We start from the raw sequence: 16,436 nt of genomic DNA, 5'->3' as shown, positions 1-16,436 counted from the left end.
GGGCGCGTGGGCAACGTCACGGCGCGATCACCGCACACCCAGCACGAACGGGTACACGGCCGCCGCGCCGGCCTGGCGGAGCAGCCGTGCGGCGACCGTCAGCGTCCAGCCCGAGTCGGTGTAGTCGTCCACGAGCAGCACGGTGCGGCCCGGCAGGCCGCGGAGCGCGCCCTCGCCGAGCTGCAGCTGCAGCCGCCGGGCCACGCCCGCGAGCCGCATCGCCGAGTTCACGTCGTGGCGGCCGGGCTGCTCCTGCCCGGCGACCGGACCGATGGCGCCGATCATCGGCACGCCGAGGTACTTCGCCAGCCCGGTGGCCAGGTGGTACGACAGCTGCGGCCGGGTGATGGACCGGACCGCCACCACCGCCTCGATCACGAGGGGGCCGGGCTCCGCCGGCTCCCCCGTACCGCCCGGCTCACCGGTCTCGCCGGTGCCCGCCTCGGCGGGATCGACGGCGTCGGCCACCGGACGGAGAGCGCTCCACTCGTCCAGCACGCGCGCGGCGGCCCGGCGCAGCGGCACCGGGAGCTCCCCGTCGCCCGCCGTCGGGGCGAGGAGGTCGCGCAACGGACCCGACCAGCCCAGGCCGTCGAGCCGGGCGACCGCCCGTCCGGGCTCGGCGAGCTCGGCCGGCGGGATCTTGCCCTTGAGGTCCAGGCCGATCGAGGCCAGGCCCGTGGGCCACATCTTGCGGGTCTCGACCTCGACGCCCGGGCGGTCCATCTCGGCACGCGCCGCGGCGACCGCCTCGGCGTCGGGAGGCTCCGGCAGCGCCATCCCGCCGCACCGGTCGCAGCGGCCGCACCGCCAGCCCGGCGTCAGCTCCGGGTCGTCGAGCTGGGCCCGCAGGTACGCCATGCGGCAGCCCTGGGTGCCCACGTAGTCGACCATCGCCTGCTGCTCCGCGGCGCGGCTGGCAGAGACCCGGGCGTACCGCTCGGCGTCGTACGACCACTCCTGGCCCGTGGACTCCCAGCCGCCGCGGACCCGCCGCACGGCGCCGTCGACGTCGAGCACCTTGAGCATGGTCTCCAGGCGGGACCGGCGCAGGTCCACCTGGGTCTCCAGCACGGCCGTCGACATGGTGCCGCCGTCACGCAGCGCGTCGAGCGTCGCCCGTACCTGGCTCTCGGCAGGGAACGCCTGCTCGCCGAACCAGTCCCAGATCGCCTTGTCCTCCACGCCCGGGAGCAGCACCACGAGCGCCTGGTCGACACCACGTCCGGCACGACCCACCTGCTGGTAGTACGCGATGGGTGACGACGGCGCACCGAGGTGCACGACGAACGCCAGGTCCGGCTTGTCGAAGCCCATACCCAGGGCGGAGGTCGCGACCAGCGCCTTGACCTCGTTGTTCTTGAGGTCCACCTCCAGCTGTTCACGCTGCGCGGGCTCGGTCCGCCCGGTGTACGCCGCGACCGCCAGGCCGTAGCCGCGCAGCTGCTCGGCGACCTGCTCCGCCGCCGACACGGTGAGGCAGTAGACGATGCCGGAACCGTCGATGTCCTGCAGCGCCTCGGCCAGCCACGCCACGCGGGTGGGCTGGTCGCCGAGCTCCAGCACGGCCAGGTGCAGCGACTCGCGGTCGAGTCCGCCGCGCAGCACCAGCACGTCATCGGAGCCCGCGCCGTCCGCGTGCACCGCGAGCTGCTCGGCGACGTCCTGCGTGACGCGCTCGTTCGCGGTGGCCGTCGTGGCGAGCACGGGGATCCCCGTGGGCAGGTCGGCCAGGAGGGTGCGGATGCGCCGGTAGTCCGGGCGGAAGTCGTGACCCCAGTCGGAGATGCAGTGCGCCTCGTCGATGACCACGAGCCCGGCGTCGGCCGCCAGCCGCGGGAGCACCTCGTCCCGGAAGCCCGGGTTGTTCAGGCGCTCCGGCGAGCACAGCAGCACGTCCACCTCGCCCCGCGAGATGGACGCGTGCACCTCGTCCCACTCGGTCATGTTGGCCGAGTTGATGGTCACCGCCCGGATGCCCGCACGGGAGGCGGCCGAGATCTGGTCGCGCATGAGCGCCAGCAGCGGTGACACGATCACCGTCGGCCCGGCGCCACGCGCCCGCAGCAGCTTGGTCGCGACGAAGTACACGGCCGACTTGCCCCACCCCGTGCGCTGCACCACCAGCGCCCGGCGGTGGAACGCGGCAAGCGCCTCGATGGCGGTCCACTGGTCGTCGCGCAGGCGCGCGTCCTCGCGGCCCACCAGCTCGCGGAGTGCCGCCTCGGCCTCCTCCCGCAGCGAGGCGCCCGGCGCGGCCGCGGCGACCGGGATGGCGGCCGGCTCGCTCGGTGCGGCGGCCTCGTCGGCCGCTTCGGCCTCGGCGGTGTCGACCGCATCGGTCTGCTCGGGCACCGGCACCGGCACCGGCGTCGGCTCGGGTGCGGCCGTGCGCTCGGGCGTCGGCGGGGCTGCAGCGACCGCTGCAGCCGCCGCAGCCGCTCCCTCGTCCAGCAGCCCGCGCAGCATCTGCAGCTTGGCGGCCTGTGCCTCCGGCGTGTTCCGGGCGGACGGCGGAGGCGCCGGGTCACCGACCTCGGTCAGGAACGCTGCGTCGTCCGGCGGCTCCTCCACGTTGAAGGGCAGATCTGCGAAGGGGTCCTTGGTCACATCATCGATCCTAAGAGCAGCCACCGACACCGCGAGCGGGTTATCCACACCGACCGCGTCCGCGGTACCTAGAATCACGTCCTGTGACCTCCACCACGAGCACGCCCGACCCACCGGCGGACCGGGAAGCGCGCCGTGCGGACTTCCGGGCCTACTACGACGCGGAAGCCGCAGACCGGGCCCTGCGGCCGATGCCATCGTGGCGCGACGCCGCCCGGGAGGAGTTCCTGGCCCGGCTCACGGACGAGCGGTCACGCACCGTGCTGGAGGTCGGCTGCGGACCGGGCCTGGACGGTGCGGCGTTCACCGCCGCCGGCTTCGCGTACACGGGAGCCGACCTCTCCCCCGGCATGGTCGAGGTCGCCCGCGCGGCGAGCCTGGACGCACACGTCGCGTCGGCGACCGACCTGCCGTTCGAGGACCATAGCTTCGACGCGGTGTGGTCCATGAGCACCCTGATGCATCTCGACGACACCGAGCTGGACGCGGCACTGTCGGAGATCATCCGGGTGCTGGTGCCGGGCGGGCTGTTCGCGGTCGGCATGTGGGGCGCGTCGGAGCTGACCGTCGGCCCGGCGGCCAAGCCCGACGAGGACTACGGCCCGCCCCGCTACTTCCACCGCCGCACCGACGCGATGGTCCGCGAGCGCCTCGGGGAGCACGGCGAGGTCGAGTCGTGGTGGACACGGCTGAGCCGCCCGGGCAGCGGCCACCGCTATCAGTACGCGGTGGTACGCGCGCTCAGCCCGCGCCCCTGATGTCGGCGACCCGCTGAGCCCCGGCGCTCGCACAGAACGCCGGGGCTCAGGGCGCTGCCCGACGGCGGACGGGTGGACCCACGCCGCCGGCGCTACCGCCCCTGCAGACCCTTCACGTTGTCGCCGAAGGTCCAGCCGCGCGAGCCGTCCCAGTTGATCGACCAGGTCATGAGGCCCTTGAGTGCCCCGTCGTAGGAGCCGTACGCCTGGCTCACCAGGGACGGCACCATGTACCCGCCGCCCGCGCCCTGCTGGGCCGGCAGGCCCGGGACCTGCTTGTCGTAGGGCACGCGGATGGTCGTGCCCTGGATGGTGAGCCCTGCGTCCAGGCAGTCGGTCTGCGCCCGGAAGCCCTCGACGGTGCCGGCCGCGTAGGAGTTGCCGGAGCAGTCGTACATCGACCCGTTGTAGTACTGCATGTTGAGCCACCAGAGCCGCCCGTTGTCTGCGTACTTCTTGATGATCGGCAGGTAGGAGCCCCAGATCGAGCCGTAGACGACGCTGCCCCCGGTGACGTACGCCGTCTCGGGCGCCATGGTGAGCCCGAACCCGGCGGGCATGCCGGCGAGCACGCCGTCGATGATCCGGATCAGGTTGGCCTGCGTCGTCGAGAGCTGGGTGATCGAGCCGCTGCCGGACAGGCCCGTCTCGATGTCGATGTCTATCCCGTCGAAGTTGTACTCGCGCAGGATCGGCACGATCGTCTCGACGAACCGGTCGGCCACCGCCTGCGAGGACAGGTCGATCCCGGCGGTGGCGCCGCCGATCGACATCAGGATCGTCAGCCCGTTCTCCTTCGCCGCGCACATCTCCTCGGGCGTGGGCACGCGCACACCGGAGTCCATGCCGTCCTCCCACAGGACCGTGCCGTCGGACCGGATCACGGGGAACGCGAGGGTCGCCACGTTGTAGCCGTGCTGCGTGATGCGCGAGTCCGTGACAGGGATCCACCCGAGACCGGGGTGCACGCCGTTGCTCGCCCCGTCCCAGTTCTCCCAGTAGCCCTGCAGAACCTTGCCCGACGGACGCGGACGCTGGCCGCAGTCGGTGGGCGTGGGCTCGGGGTCCGGTGTCGGCTCGGTGGGATCGGGGTCCGGGTCGGGCGTCGGATCGGTCGGGTCCGGGTCGGGCTGGGTGGCGCACGCCCCGTCGTCGGTCCAGAGGCTGGGCGTGGTGCCGGGCGTCCAGCCGGCGCCGACGTGCGCGGTGTGCCCCACCCGCGCGGTATACCCACGGCCGAGGTGGGTCACCTGATCGCCGGTGGCGTAGGTGCTGCCCTCGGCCCATGTCGCCGCCGCGCAGCCGGCAACGGCCGCCTGTGCCACCGGCCCGGTCTGCGCGACGACAGCCGGTATCGCCAGTCCGCTGACGAGCAGGGCGGCGACGCCCGCCGCCAGGAACGATGTACGCCGTCTCATGGCACTCCTCGGGTCGCGCGCCGGGTGGCGCATGTGTCAGGCACGCTAGCCAGGTCCGGTACCGCGGGGAATACGGGGAACCCACACCCCCGCCGCTGGGCGCACGTCCACCCCGACCTAGACTCGCGTCGTGATCCGACTCAACCCCGAGCAGCTCGTCTTCGTCACCGAGCGCCACCTCGCGACCCTCACCACCCTTCGCCCCGACGGGACCCCGCACGTGGTCCCCGTCGCCTTCACCTGGGACGCCGACGCCGGGGTCGCGCGGATCACGACGAACCGCACCTCGTTCAAGGCCCGCAACGCCACCCCCCTGCCCGACGGCGGACCCCCGCGCGCCGCGCTCTGCCAGGTCGCCGGCGGCCGTTGGATCACGCTCGAGGGCACCATCGCCGTCAGCGAGGACGAGGCCGAGATCGCCGACGCCGTCGCACGGTACGCGCGCCGCTACCGCCAGCTGAGCCCGAACCCGGAGCGCGTGGTCCTGCGCGTGACCGTCGACAAGGTGATGGCCTCGACCTACATGGCCTCCTGACACCCACCACCTTGGTTGTGGGTCAGCTGACCTTTGCCTGCTCGTCGCCCGTCGCCAGCGCCACGCTGACCACGTCGCCGCGCACGAGCTGGCGGCCACGGCGGGTCTCGACCTCGCCGTTGACCCGCACCTCGCCGTCGGCGATGAGGTCACGCGCCTGCGCGCCGTCCTCGGCGAGGTCGGCGAGCTTCAGGAACTGGCCCAGGCGGATGACGTCGTCCCGGATCGGGACCTCGGGTACGGAGCCGGAATCGGATGCTGGGTGGGATGCAGAGTTGGACACCACAGCATTGTCTCCCGCTCGCCGCCATAGACTGGTCAGGTGATCCAACGCATCGACCTACGCGGCCGACCACTCGGCCGGCGCGCCCTCCTCGACGTCCTACCCCGTGCCGAGGCCGGAGTGGACGAGGCCGTCCATGTGGTCGAGCCGTTGCTGCGCCAGGTCCGCGAGGGCGGCGCGGCTGCGTTGCGTGAGATCGGTCTGCGGTTCGACGGGATCGCGCCGGAGCACCTGCGGGTGCCCACCACCGCGCTGACGGATGCTCTTGACAGCCTGACGCCGCTGGTGCGTCGCGCCCTGGAGGAGTCGATCCGCCGTGTCCGCCGGACGCACGCCGAGCAGCTCCCCGCCGACCACGTGACCGACCTCGCGCCGGGCGCCGTCGTGCGGCAGCGCTGGATTCCGGTCCAGCGGGTCGGCCTCTATGCGCCGGGCGGGCTGGCGGTGTACCCGTCGTCGGTCGTGATGAACGTCGTCGCGGCGCAGGAGGCGGGCGTGCCCGGCCTCGCCGTCGCCTCACCGCCGCAGAAGGACAACGGTGGCTTGCCGCACCCGACGATCCTCGCCGCGTGCGCGCTCCTGGGCGTGGACGAGGTCTACGCGGTCGGCGGCGCACAGGCGGTGGCGATGTTCGCGTACGGCGTCGCCGGGAGCGAGCCGCAGGACGGCGAGACGCTGTGCGAACCCGTCGACGTGATCACCGGCCCCGGCAACGTCTACGTCGCCGCGGCGAAGCGGCTCGTGCGCGGCATCGTCGGGATCGACGCCGAGGCCGGACCCACCGAGATCGCCGTCCTCGCCGACAGCAGCGCCGACCCCGGGCACGTGGCCCTCGATCTGATCAGCCAGGCCGAGCACGACCCGATGGCCGCGTCCGTGCTGGTCACCGACTCGGTCGAGCTGGCGTCCGCGGTCGAGGCGCGGGTTCTGGACCTCGCGTCGGCCACCAAGCACTCCACCCGCGTGGCGCGTGCCCTCGACGGCCCTCAGTCCGCGGTCGTCCTGGTGGACGACATCGACGCCGGTGTGGCCGTCGTCAACGCCTACGGCGCGGAGCACCTCGAGATCCAGACGGCCGACGCCGCCCGGGTCGCCTCACGTGTGCACAGCGCCGGTGCGATCTTCGTCGGACCGTGGTCGCCGGTGTCGCTGGGCGACTACATGGCCGGGTCCAACCACGTGCTGCCGACCGGAGGCACCGCGCACTTCGCGAGCGGCCTGGGCGTGCACAGCTTCCTGAAGTCGGTGCAGCAGGTCGAGTACACGCGGGACGCCCTCGAGGAGCTCGCCGACCGCATCGTCGCCATCGCCAACGACGAGGACCTGCCCGCGCACGGCGAGGCGGTCCGGGGCAGGTTCCACTGACGGTCCGCGAGGAGCCGTTCGACCGCTGCCCCACCTCTTCGAGGTCTAGGTTTCTCCGCTCTGAACCGTTTCAGAACGGAGAAACTTAGACCTCGAAGAGACGGTGGGAGGAGCAAACCGGGCCCCGTACGAGGGCACGGGCACCTTGGGGGCCGGTCAGAAGCCGTACGTCAGCAGGCGCGGCATCTCGGTGCCGTGCCGGCCGGCGTCGTGCACTGCCCGCAGCACCACCGCCTCGTGCGGGACGAGCGGCTCCGGGAGCGCCACGAACGGGAACCACGCCAGGTCGGCAGCCTTCTCGGGCTCCTGGATCGACGGCGTACCGGTCCACCGGGTGACCTCGAACATGAAGTCGACGCGCTGCTCGATGGCGGGTCCGCCCGGCTCGCCGCGGTGCAGGACGGTCAGCGGCCGCACGTCCTCCGGCGCCACGACCACGCCGAGCTCCTCGTGGGCCTCGCGCACCGCGGTGTCGATCACCGACTCGCCCTCCTCGACGTGACCGGCCGCCGCGCAGGCCCAGTACCCGTCGCGGTAGCCGGTGCCCTGTCGTAGCTGGAGCAGCACCTGGCCCTCCCGCCGGAAGAAGACGTAGGCAGCGGGCACAAGCGCGAAACGGTCGTGATCGGCCTCGCGGTAGCGGTCGGTCCCGACGTCCCCGGCCTCGGTCACGAGAGGCAGCCCTGCCCGAGCAGCGCCTTCAGATCACCGAAGAGGGCGGGCGACTTCTCCACACGCAGGCTGTCGGAGGCCCGCACCAGGGTCTTCTTGCCCGGCTCGGCCACGACGACGTGCACCTCGGCCGATCCCGGGTGCGTCGCCAGCACCTCCCGCAGCCGCACGATGACGGGCTCGACGGCCCGGCTGTGCGGCACGGTGACGGCCAGCGGCGAGTCCGACCCGACGGTGATGTCGGGCAGCGCGACCTCCATGGCCTGGAGCGACATCGACTCGTCCCGGCGCCGCACCTTGCCGCGCAGCACCACCACCTGGTCCTCCGCGAGCATCGTCGAGTACGCAAGGTAGGTCTCGCCGAAGAACATGACCTCGACGGCGCCCTCCAGGTCCTCCACGGTCACCGCGGCCCACGGGTTGCCGTTCTTGCTCATCTTGCGCTGTACCGAGGTGAGCAGGCCCGCGACGGTCACCACTGAGTTGTCCGGCCGGTGCTCGTCGGTGATCAGCGAGGCGATCGACGTGTCGGCTGCCCGTTGGAGCACGTGCTCCAGCCCGGACAGCGGGTGGTCGCTCACGTACAGGCCGAGCATCTCCCGCTCGAACTGCAGCTTCTGCTTCTTCTCCCAGTCGGGCAGGTCCGGGACCTCGATGGAGAAGCCCATGCCGGCGTCGTCGTCGCCCCCGCCGCCGAAGTCGGCGAAGAGGTCGAACTGACCCTCCGCTTCCTTGCGCTTGACGCTGATCACGGAGTCGACGGCCTGCTCGTGCACCACGAGCAGCGAGCGCCGCGTGTGCCCGAGCGAGTCGAACGCCCCTGCCTTGATGAGCGACTCGATGGTGCGCTTGTTGCAGACCGGCGCGGGCACCTTGTCGAGGAAGTCCTGGAACGACGTGTAGACGCCCTTCTCCTCACGGGCCGCCACGATCGCGTCCACGACGTTGCGGCCCACGTTCCGCACGCCGGTGAGGCCGAAGCGGATGTCTCCCCCGACGGCCGTGAACTTCGCCGACGAGTCGTTGACGTCCGGCGGGAGCACCGTGATGCCCATGCGACGGCACTCGTTGAGGTAGAGCGCCATCTTGTCCTTGTTGTCGCCCACCGACTGGAGCAGTCCGGCCATGTACTCGGCCGGGTAGTTCGCCTTGAGGTAGGCGGTCCAGTACGCAACGAGGCCGTAGCCGGCGGAGTGCGCCTTGTTGAACGCGTACCCGGCGAACGGGACCAGCGTGTCCCAGACCGCCTTGATCGCGTCGGGCTTGTATCCCTTGTCCTTGGCGCCCTTCTCGAAGTTGACGTACTCCTTGGCCAGCACCTCTGGCTTCTTCTTCCCCATGGCCCGGCGCAGCAGGTCGGCCTGGCCCAGCGAGTAACCGGCCATGATCTGGGCGGCGCGCTGCACCTGCTCCTGGTAGACGATCAGGCCGTACGTCTCGTCCAAGATCTCCGCGAACGGCTCTTCGACAGCCGGGTGGATCGCCTCGATCTTCTGCTGCCCGTTCTTGCGCAGCGCATAGTTGATGTGCGAGTTCATGCCCATCGGCCCGGGCCGGTACAGGGCGATGACGGCGGAGACGTCCTCGAAGCTGTCGGGCCGCATCTGCCGCAGCAGGGAGCGCATGGCCCCTCCGTCGAGCTGGAACACGCCGAGCGTGTTGCCGCTGGCGAGCAGCTCGTAGGTGGCCTTGTCGTCGAGCTCGACGTGCTCGATGTCGACCGGGTCCTTGCCGTTCATCACGATGTTCTCGAGCGCGTCGTCGAGGATCGTGAGGTTACGCAGCCCCAGGAAGTCCATCTTGATGAGGCCGAGGCCCTCGGACGTCGGGTAGTCGAACTGCGTGATGATCGCGCCGTCCTGCGGGCGCTTCATGATCGGGATGATGTCGATCAGCGGGTCGCTCGACATGATGACGCCGGCCGCGTGCACGCCCCACTGCCGCTTCAGGCCCTCGATACCGCGCGCGAGCTCGACGACCCGCTGCGCCTCGGGGTCGGTGTCGTGCACCTGGCGGAACTCCGACGCCTCCGAGTACCGCTCGTGCTTCGGGTCGAAGATGCCCGACAGCGGGATGTCCTTGCCCATGACGGCAGGCGGCATCGCCTTGGTGAGCTTCTCCCCCATCGCGAAGGGGAACCCGAGCAGGCGTGCGGAGTCCTTGACCGCCTGCTTGGCCTTGATGGTGCCGTAGGTGACGATCATCGCCACGCGGTCGTCGCCGTACTTCTCCGTGACGTACCGGATGGCCTCACCGCGCCGGCGCTCGTCGAAGTCCACGTCGACGTCAGGCATGGAGACGCGCTCGGGGTTCAGGAACCGCTCGAAGATGAGGCCGTGCACCAGCGGGTCCAGCTCGGTGATGCCCATCAGGTACGACACCATCGACCCGGCGGCGGAACCGCGGCCCGGTCCCACGCGGATGCCCTGCTGCTTCGACCAGTTGATGAAGTCGGCGACCACGAGGAAGTACCCAGGGAAGCCCATCTGGATGATGACCTCGACCTCGTAGTCCGCCTGCTTGCGCACCTCGTCCGAGTACCCGTTCGGGTACCGGCGGAGCAGTCCTGCCTCGACCTCCTTGATGAACCACGAGATCTCGTCCTCCCCCTCGGGCACGGGGAAGCGCGGCATGTAGTTGGCCTTGTCGTTGAACGAGACCTCGCACTGCTCGGCGATGAGCAGGGTGTTGTCGCACGCCTCAGGGAGCTCCTTGAAGATCTGCCGCATCTCGGCGGCCGACTTCACGTAGTAGCCGGTGCCGCCGAACCGGAACCGGTTCGGGTCGTCCAGGGTGGATCCGGAGTTGATCGCGAGCAGTGCTTCCTGGCTGGTCGCGTCCTCCTCGCGCACGTAGTGCAGGTCGTTGGTGGCCACGAGCGGCGCGCCGATCGTCTTGCTCAGCTCGATGAGCTGCTTGGTCACGCGGGTCTCGATGTCGAGCCCGTGGTCCATCAGCTCGACGAAGTAGTTCTCCTTGCCGAAGATCTCCTGCAGCTCGCCCGCCTGCCGGACCGCCTCGTCCCACTGGCCCAGCCGCAGCCGCACCTGGATCTCGCTCGACGGGCAGCCGGTCGTCGCGATGAGTCCGTCGGAGTACTTCTCCAGCAGGTCCCTGTCCATGCGCGGCCACTTGCCCATCTGGCCTTCCAGAGAGGCCAGCGATGACGCCCGGAACAGGTTGTGCATGCCGGTGTTGTTCTTGCTCAGCAACGTCATGTGGGTGTACGCACCGCGCGCCGAGACGTCGTCCGACTCCTGGCCCGCCTCGCCGTAGCGCACGCGCGTCTGGTCGAACCGGCTGGTACCCGGCGTGACGTACGCCTCGACGCCGATGATCGGCTTGATACCGGCCTTCTGCGCCTGTGCCCAGAACTCGTGCGCGCCGAACAGGTACCCGTGGTCGGTCGTCGCGATGGCCTTCTGGCCCTGCCGCCCGACCTCCTCCATGAGGTCGCCGATCCTCGCCGCGCCGTCCAGCATCGAGAACTCGGTGTGGACGTGGAGGTGGACGAAGTCGTCGCTCTTGGCAGCGGTGGCGGTGGGCATGCGGCGAGTCTAAAACGAGCCACCGACACTCTCGCCCAGCAACGCCGAGCGGAAGCTCACATCACGTGTACGCGCCCCGCACGACCTCGAGAGCGGCCGCGAGGTCGGCCGGGTAGCCGGACTCGACCTCGACCCGCCGCCCGGTCGTAGGGTGCTCGAACCCCAGCCGGTGCGCGTGCAGCCACTGGCGCGTCAGACCTACCTTGGAGGCCAGCACGGGGTCCGCACCGTAGGTCAGGTCGCCCACGAGCGGATGGCGCAGCGCGGCGAGGTGCACGCGGATCTGGTGGGTGCGCCCGGTCTCCAGGCGCACCTCCAGCAGCGACGCCGCCGACAGCATCTCGAGCGTCTCGTAGTGCGTCACCGACGGCTTGCCCTCGGCGGTCACGGCGAACTTCCAGTCCGAGCTGGGGTGGCGCCCGATGGGGGCGTCGATCGTGCCCGACGTCGGGTCCGGGTGCCCCTGTGCCAGGGCGTGGTAGATCTTGTCGACGGTGCGCTCCTTGAAGGCGCGCTTCAGGCCGGTGTAGGCGAGCTCGGACTTCGCAACCACCATCAGTCCCGACGTGCCGACGTCGAGCCGGTGCACGATGCCCTGCCGCTCCGCCGCGCCCGACGTCGACACGCGGTAGCCCGCCGCGACGAGCGCCCCGACCACCGTGGGCCCGGTCCAGCCCGGCGACGGGTGCGCCGCCACGCCGACCGGCTTGTCGATGACCACCAGGTCGTCGTCGTCGTACACGATGCCCATGCCGGGCACGGGCTCCGCCACCACCTCGACGGCGGGCCGCTCCTCGGGCAGGTCCACCTCGATCCAGCCGCCGGGCAGCACCCGGTCCGACTTGCGCACCTGACGCCCGTCGAGACGCACGGCACCCGCCTCGGCGAGCTCGGCCGCACGGGTCCGCGAGAGCCCGAGCATGCGTGCCAGCGCGGCATCGACACGGTCACCTGCCAGCCCGTCGGGGACGGGCAGCGTGCGGAGCGCCATCAGGCGGGGTCGCCCTGGCCGGCCGGCCGCCCGCCGGGCTCGTCGCCGGGCTCGTCGCCTGGCTTCTCGCCGGGCTTGTCGGCGAGCTGGTCGCCGGGCTCGTCGTCGAGCTGGTCGCCGGACTTCTCGTCCGTGTGGCGCTTGCCGTCCAGGCCGATGCCTCGCAGGGACAGCAGCGCGATCAGCACGGCTGCCGAGACGACGGCGATGTCGGCGACGTTGCCGACGAAGAAGCCCGCGTAGTCGATGAAGTCCACGACGTGGCCGCGCGCGAACCCGGGCTCCCGCACCAGGCGGTCCACGAGGTTGCCGACGGCGCCACCGAGCAGCAGGCCCAGCGCGACGGCCCAGCCACGCGAGCCCAGGCGCCCGATCGCCCGGATGATGAACACCACGACGACCGTCACGACGATGGTCAGGATCCAGGTGTAGCCCGAGGCGATCGAGAGAGCCGCACCCGGGTTGTAGATCAGACGCAGCTGCAGCAGCTCGCCGACGAGCGGGATCGGCTCACCACCCACGGTGAGCGCGGACTCGGCCCACCACTTGGTCAGCTGGTCGGCGGCCAGGACGAAGGCCGCGAGGACGACGGTCCAGACGACCAGCACACGGCTGCCCGACGACGGGGGCGTGGCTGCTGCGGGATCCGTCTCGCCGCCGGCCACGGCGGAGGGTTCAGCGGGAGTAGACATCAGGCAAAGTGTCCCATGCCGCGGACGCGCGCGGGCCCGCGCGCCCGGAGGCCGGGCGGCGTACGGCCGTGCCGGTGACGTTCTCCGCGCCATCCCGCCATTGATTGCTCATCAAGAGAGCGGCACGGTCCGACACATGCAGCGAGGCCCTTTCCCGATATCCGGGAAAGGGCCTCGCCTGGTGCAGCACTACCGTCGCGTCACCGCACGACAGCAGTCAATTGACGAAAGCGTCAGTTGCAGGCCGCGTACTTCGTGACGTTACCCGTGTTGAACAGGTTCAGCGGGCCGTCCCAGTGCCACGGCGCGACGCACACGTTGTTCAGGACGTTGACCGAACCGTCGCCACCGAGCTCGTAGTCACCGTCGTTGCAGGCCTGGTAGTCGGTCACGTTGGCGGTGCTGCCCACGTTGCCCGGACCCTCCCAGTACCAGGGAGCGACACAGACGTCGTTCAGCGCGTTGAAGCTGCCGTCGCTCTCGATCTCGACGACCTCACCGGTGGTGGCGACCTCCTCGGGGACCATCGCACCGTCGACGCCCGCGGGCAGCTCCGAGGTGCCGTAGCCCTCGAGCACGTCCAGCGCGCCGTCCGTACCCACGACACCCAGCGGGCTCGCGGTGCCGAGCACGTCGGCCGCAGCGGCAGCGCCGTCGGCCACCTCCGTCGCGCTGCCGGCGGCCGGCGCGCTGATCGGCTCGTCGCCCGTCACCAGTGCGCTCGCACCCGTTGCCGCGCCGACGACCAGACCGGCCGACATGACTACGGCTGCCCCTGCACGGCAGGTTGCACGGAATCCTCGGATCATTGTGTATCCCCCTCGAATAGCTCAGACGAAATAGCGATGAACCACACGTGTGTGATTCATCTCGACGAGCATCCGGCGAGAATTTCACCCTGTCAATTCGAACGCATCGAGGCGCGCACCGAGTAAAAGGCGACATTCCAGGACCGAACCCCGCGGCATTACGCCAGGAATACCCGTAAGCCAGACATCACAGTCTTGATATCGGATTTTCGATGAGGTCAGCCGCGGGGTTCAGAGCGGAAGCCGGTCAGGCCCCGCGACGCTCCTCGCGCGCCTTGGCCTCGACCGACAGCGTCGCCCTCGGGAAGGCCTGGAGCCGCGCCTTGCCGATCGGCAGGTCGGTGAGCTCGCACGTGGCGTACGTGCCCTTACGGATGCGGTCGATCGCATGGTTCGTCTGGTCCAGGAGGTCACGCATGTTGTTGACGAGCGTGAGCTCCTGTTCGCGTTCCAGGGCGCTCGAGCCGTAGTCGGCCTGGTCGTCGCCCGCCCCGTCCCCGGAGTTCCGCAGAAGGTCCGACAGCTCGCGGTCAGCCGCTTCCAGCTCGCGCTCCAGCCGCTCCTTGTCCTCGAGCAGCAGCGCGGCCAGCTCTTCGACCTCACGTGCGGTCCAGGGTTCTTCACCTTCGCGGACGGGGAACTTCTTCACGTCACGCGTCAGGTTCGGGAACTCTTGCTTGATCGCGGTTCGCGTCGCGGTCGAGATCTTGGTCATGGGTTCCCCTTCACGATCGCCCCCGGTGGTCAAGTCCACGAAGCGTAAGCACAAGCGGCCGGACGCACAACGGGGCACGCCGACGTGGCGTGCCCCAATCATGGATGCGACTGGCTCGTCGCGCACGGCGGCCGGGCGTGAGGTGGGGACGCCCGGCCGCCGTGCTCGATGGAAACTGCTGTCAGATGCCCTGTGCCATCTCGGCCGGGCGGCCGGACTGCTGGTTGTTGCGCGGCGGAAGAGCAGAGCCCCGGGCGTCGAGGTCACCGAGCAGGTTCTGCAGGAAGCTCTTCAGCCGGGTGCGGTAGTCACGCTCGAACAGACGCAGCTCGTCGATCTTGCGCTCCAGGAGCGAACGCTCCTGCTCGAGCTGGGAGAGCGTGCGGTGCGAGGTCTCCTCGGCGTCGCGCACGATACGCGCACCTTCGGTCTTGGCCTCGCTGATGAGCCGGTCGCCCTCTTCCTGGCCGGAGCGCACGTAGTCGTCGTGCAGCTTCTGGGCCAGCTGGAGCATCCCGGTCGCCGACTCCGGCTCGGGGCCGTTGCCCTTGGGGCCGGCGGCGGGGCCGGTCGGCATGACCGGGGCAGCGACCGGAGCGGCCTGTGCGCGGGCGGGGCCGGCGGCCTCGTTCCGCGAGAGCTCGGCGATACGCCGCTCGGCGGCGGCGACCTTCTGCCGGAGGCCCTCGTTCTCCTCCTGGACGTTGGTCAGGGTCCGCACGACCTCGTCGAGGAAGTCGTCGACCTCCTCGACGTCGTAGCCCTCGCGGAACTTCGTCGCGGAGAACTTCTTGTTGAGGATGTCCTCTGCAGTAAGCAGTGCCATCGTGTCACCTCGAAAGTTAGAACGTAGGAACGCAGAACTCGGACGTCGGCGCTGCCCAGCCGCGCGCCCTCCGTCGAAACCCACGGTAGCGGACGACATCGGCGTGGGACACCGGGAGCACCCCCGGGCACGATTTCCTCACAGAGTGTGCCGTGTCACCCCAGGCTCCATCCATGCCCCGGTCAATGTTTCCGCGGGACCGACGCCCCGGTGCCGGCCGGGTCGCTCCGAACCAGCACAGATTCACCACGAGGCCGACTCGCCTACCCGATACCTCCGATGAGCGACGAGAGCAGCGAGACGCCGAAGAACAGCACGATGAACGCGAGATCCAGCTGCACCTGGCCCAGCCGCAACGGCGGGATCAGGCGGCGCAGGAACCGCAGAGGCGGGTCCGTGACGGTGTAGATCGCCTCGGCGATCACGAGCAGCACACCACGGGGTCGCCAGTCCCGGGCAAAGAACTGCACCCAGTCGAAGATGAGCCGTCCGATGAGGAACAGCAGGAAGAGCCACAGCACGAAGCCGATGAAGTCCCAGATCACAAGGGACAACCTAACCTGTTCCGGCAAGGTACAGCGGGAAGTGCCTGGTGTGGGTGCCGCGCGAGTCCGGTCACGAACAGGCGGACGGCTGCGAACGGCCGGACACGCGTGAGGGGCGGCCGCCGCAGCGACCGCCCCTCATACATCGTCCTGTGTTGCGTCGTCCTGGCGTGCCGGACTCAGCTCTGGTTGTAGAAGCCGCCGCGTCCGTTCGGCTTCTCGGTGGCAACCTGCTCCTCAGCAGCGATCTCCACGTGCTCGGGCGAGAGCAGGAAGACCTTGTTGGTCACTCGCTCGATCGAGCCGTGCAGACCGAAGATCAGGCCGGCGGAGAAGTCGACCAGGCGCTTGGCGTCGGCGTCGTCCATGTCGGAGAGGTTCATGATGACGGGAGTGCCGGCGCGGAAAGCCTCGCCGATATTCCGTGCGTCGTTGTACGACCGGGGGTGCACCGTCGTGATGCGGCGCAGGTCCGAGGAGGACAGGGCCTCACGCGGCACACCATCGCGGTGCAGCGGCGTGACCTGTGCGTGCCGGTGATCCTCCACGTTTTCCTCCAGGCCCTCGTCGTAGTCGTCGAGGTACTCCTGCTCGCCCTGATCGTCGGCGAGGCCCAGATACAGCATGGTCTTGCGAAGCGCTCCGGCCATCGCTCATTCTCCGTTCGTC

Annotated in this window: 15 protein-coding genes; 3 read left to right on the top strand and 12 right to left on the bottom strand. The window is 70.2% G+C overall.

Annotated elements, in window-relative coordinates:
• Positions 1 to 27: 27 nt before the first annotated feature.
• Positions 28 to 2,610 (bottom strand): RecQ family ATP-dependent DNA helicase, encoded by a 2,583-nt coding sequence (locus LUM46_RS12550; RefSeq protein ID WP_274994313.1) that lies wholly within the window; start codon positions 2,608 to 2,610, stop codon positions 28 to 30.
• A gap of 83 nt (positions 2,611 to 2,693) precedes the next feature.
• Here LUM46_RS12550 and LUM46_RS12545 point away from each other — a divergent pair, with 83 nt between their 5' ends.
• A complete protein-coding gene (locus LUM46_RS12545) occupies positions 2,694 to 3,368 on the top strand; it encodes a class I SAM-dependent methyltransferase (RefSeq protein WP_274994311.1) in 675 nt (224 codons plus the stop codon).
• 92 nt (positions 3,369 to 3,460) lie between these two features.
• On the opposite strand, the gene LUM46_RS12540 is transcribed toward LUM46_RS12545, so the two are convergent.
• Positions 3,461 to 4,786 (bottom strand): carbohydrate-binding protein, encoded by a 1,326-nt coding sequence (locus tag LUM46_RS12540; protein ID WP_274994310.1) that lies wholly within the window; start codon positions 4,784 to 4,786, stop codon positions 3,461 to 3,463.
• A gap of 130 nt (positions 4,787 to 4,916) precedes the next feature.
• On the opposite strand from LUM46_RS12540, the gene LUM46_RS12535 reads away from it, so the two are divergent.
• Entirely contained in the window at positions 4,917 to 5,321 is a 405-nt protein-coding gene (locus LUM46_RS12535) for a pyridoxamine 5'-phosphate oxidase family protein (protein ID WP_274994309.1), read from the top strand.
• Between the two features lie 22 nt (positions 5,322 to 5,343).
• Here LUM46_RS12535 and LUM46_RS12530 read toward each other — a convergent pair whose 3' ends face one another.
• Positions 5,344 to 5,607 (bottom strand): RNA-binding S4 domain-containing protein, encoded by a 264-nt coding sequence (locus LUM46_RS12530; protein WP_374726930.1) that lies wholly within the window; start codon positions 5,605 to 5,607, stop codon positions 5,344 to 5,346.
• Between the two features lie 36 nt (positions 5,608 to 5,643).
• On the opposite strand from LUM46_RS12530, the gene hisD reads away from it, so the two are divergent.
• On the top strand, positions 5,644 to 6,969 hold the full coding sequence (gene hisD / locus LUM46_RS12525) for a histidinol dehydrogenase (RefSeq protein ID WP_274994305.1): 1,326 nt from the start codon (positions 5,644 to 5,646) through the stop codon (positions 6,967 to 6,969).
• Between the two features lie 156 nt (positions 6,970 to 7,125).
• Here the strand turns inward: hisD and LUM46_RS12520 are convergent, their stop codons facing one another.
• From LUM46_RS12520 to LUM46_RS12480, 9 genes are all read right to left on the bottom strand, one after another.
• Complete coding sequence (locus tag LUM46_RS12520; protein ID WP_274994303.1) at positions 7,126 to 7,641, bottom strand: NUDIX hydrolase; 516 nt, start codon at positions 7,639 to 7,641, stop codon at positions 7,126 to 7,128.
• Positions 7,638 to 11,189: a DNA polymerase III subunit alpha gene (dnaE, locus tag LUM46_RS12515; protein ID WP_274994301.1), complete on the bottom strand. Its 3,552-nt coding sequence runs from the start codon at positions 11,187 to 11,189 to the stop codon at positions 7,638 to 7,640. Before dnaE ends, LUM46_RS12520 begins: the two co-directional genes overlap by 4 nt.
• 61 nt (positions 11,190 to 11,250) lie before the next feature.
• Entirely contained in the window at positions 11,251 to 12,180 is a 930-nt protein-coding gene (locus LUM46_RS12510) for an RluA family pseudouridine synthase (protein WP_274994299.1), read from the bottom strand.
• Positions 12,180 to 12,872 carry a signal peptidase II gene (locus LUM46_RS12505; RefSeq protein ID WP_274994297.1) on the bottom strand — a complete coding sequence of 231 codons (693 nt, stop codon included), beginning with the start codon at positions 12,870 to 12,872 and terminating at the stop codon, positions 12,180 to 12,182. Before LUM46_RS12505 ends, LUM46_RS12510 begins: the two co-directional genes overlap by 1 nt.
• A gap of 233 nt (positions 12,873 to 13,105) precedes the next feature.
• Positions 13,106 to 13,633 (bottom strand): hypothetical protein, encoded by a 528-nt coding sequence (locus tag LUM46_RS12500; RefSeq protein WP_274994295.1) that lies wholly within the window; start codon positions 13,631 to 13,633, stop codon positions 13,106 to 13,108.
• A gap of 295 nt (positions 13,634 to 13,928) precedes the next feature.
• Positions 13,929 to 14,396: a TraR/DksA family transcriptional regulator gene (locus LUM46_RS12495; protein WP_274994294.1), complete on the bottom strand. Its 468-nt coding sequence runs from the start codon at positions 14,394 to 14,396 to the stop codon at positions 13,929 to 13,931.
• A gap of 181 nt (positions 14,397 to 14,577) precedes the next feature.
• A complete protein-coding gene (locus LUM46_RS12490) occupies positions 14,578 to 15,222 on the bottom strand; it encodes a DivIVA domain-containing protein (RefSeq protein ID WP_274994292.1) in 645 nt (214 codons plus the stop codon).
• 263 nt (positions 15,223 to 15,485) lie between these two features.
• A complete protein-coding gene (locus LUM46_RS12485; RefSeq protein WP_374726931.1) occupies positions 15,486 to 15,767 on the bottom strand; it encodes a YggT family protein in 282 nt (93 codons plus the stop codon).
• Positions 15,768 to 15,946: 179 nt separating this feature from the next.
• Entirely contained in the window at positions 15,947 to 16,417 is a 471-nt protein-coding gene (locus LUM46_RS12480) for a cell division protein SepF (RefSeq protein ID WP_274994289.1), read from the bottom strand.
• Positions 16,418 to 16,436 lie beyond the last annotated feature (19 nt).

It is taken from the genome of Promicromonospora iranensis, assembly GCF_028994805.1.
Classification (GTDB): Bacteria; Actinomycetota; Actinomycetes; order Actinomycetales; family Cellulomonadaceae; genus Promicromonospora; species Promicromonospora iranensis.
The sequence above is the reverse complement of the archived record's forward strand: the minus strand, read 5'-3'. Positions and strand labels throughout refer to the sequence as shown.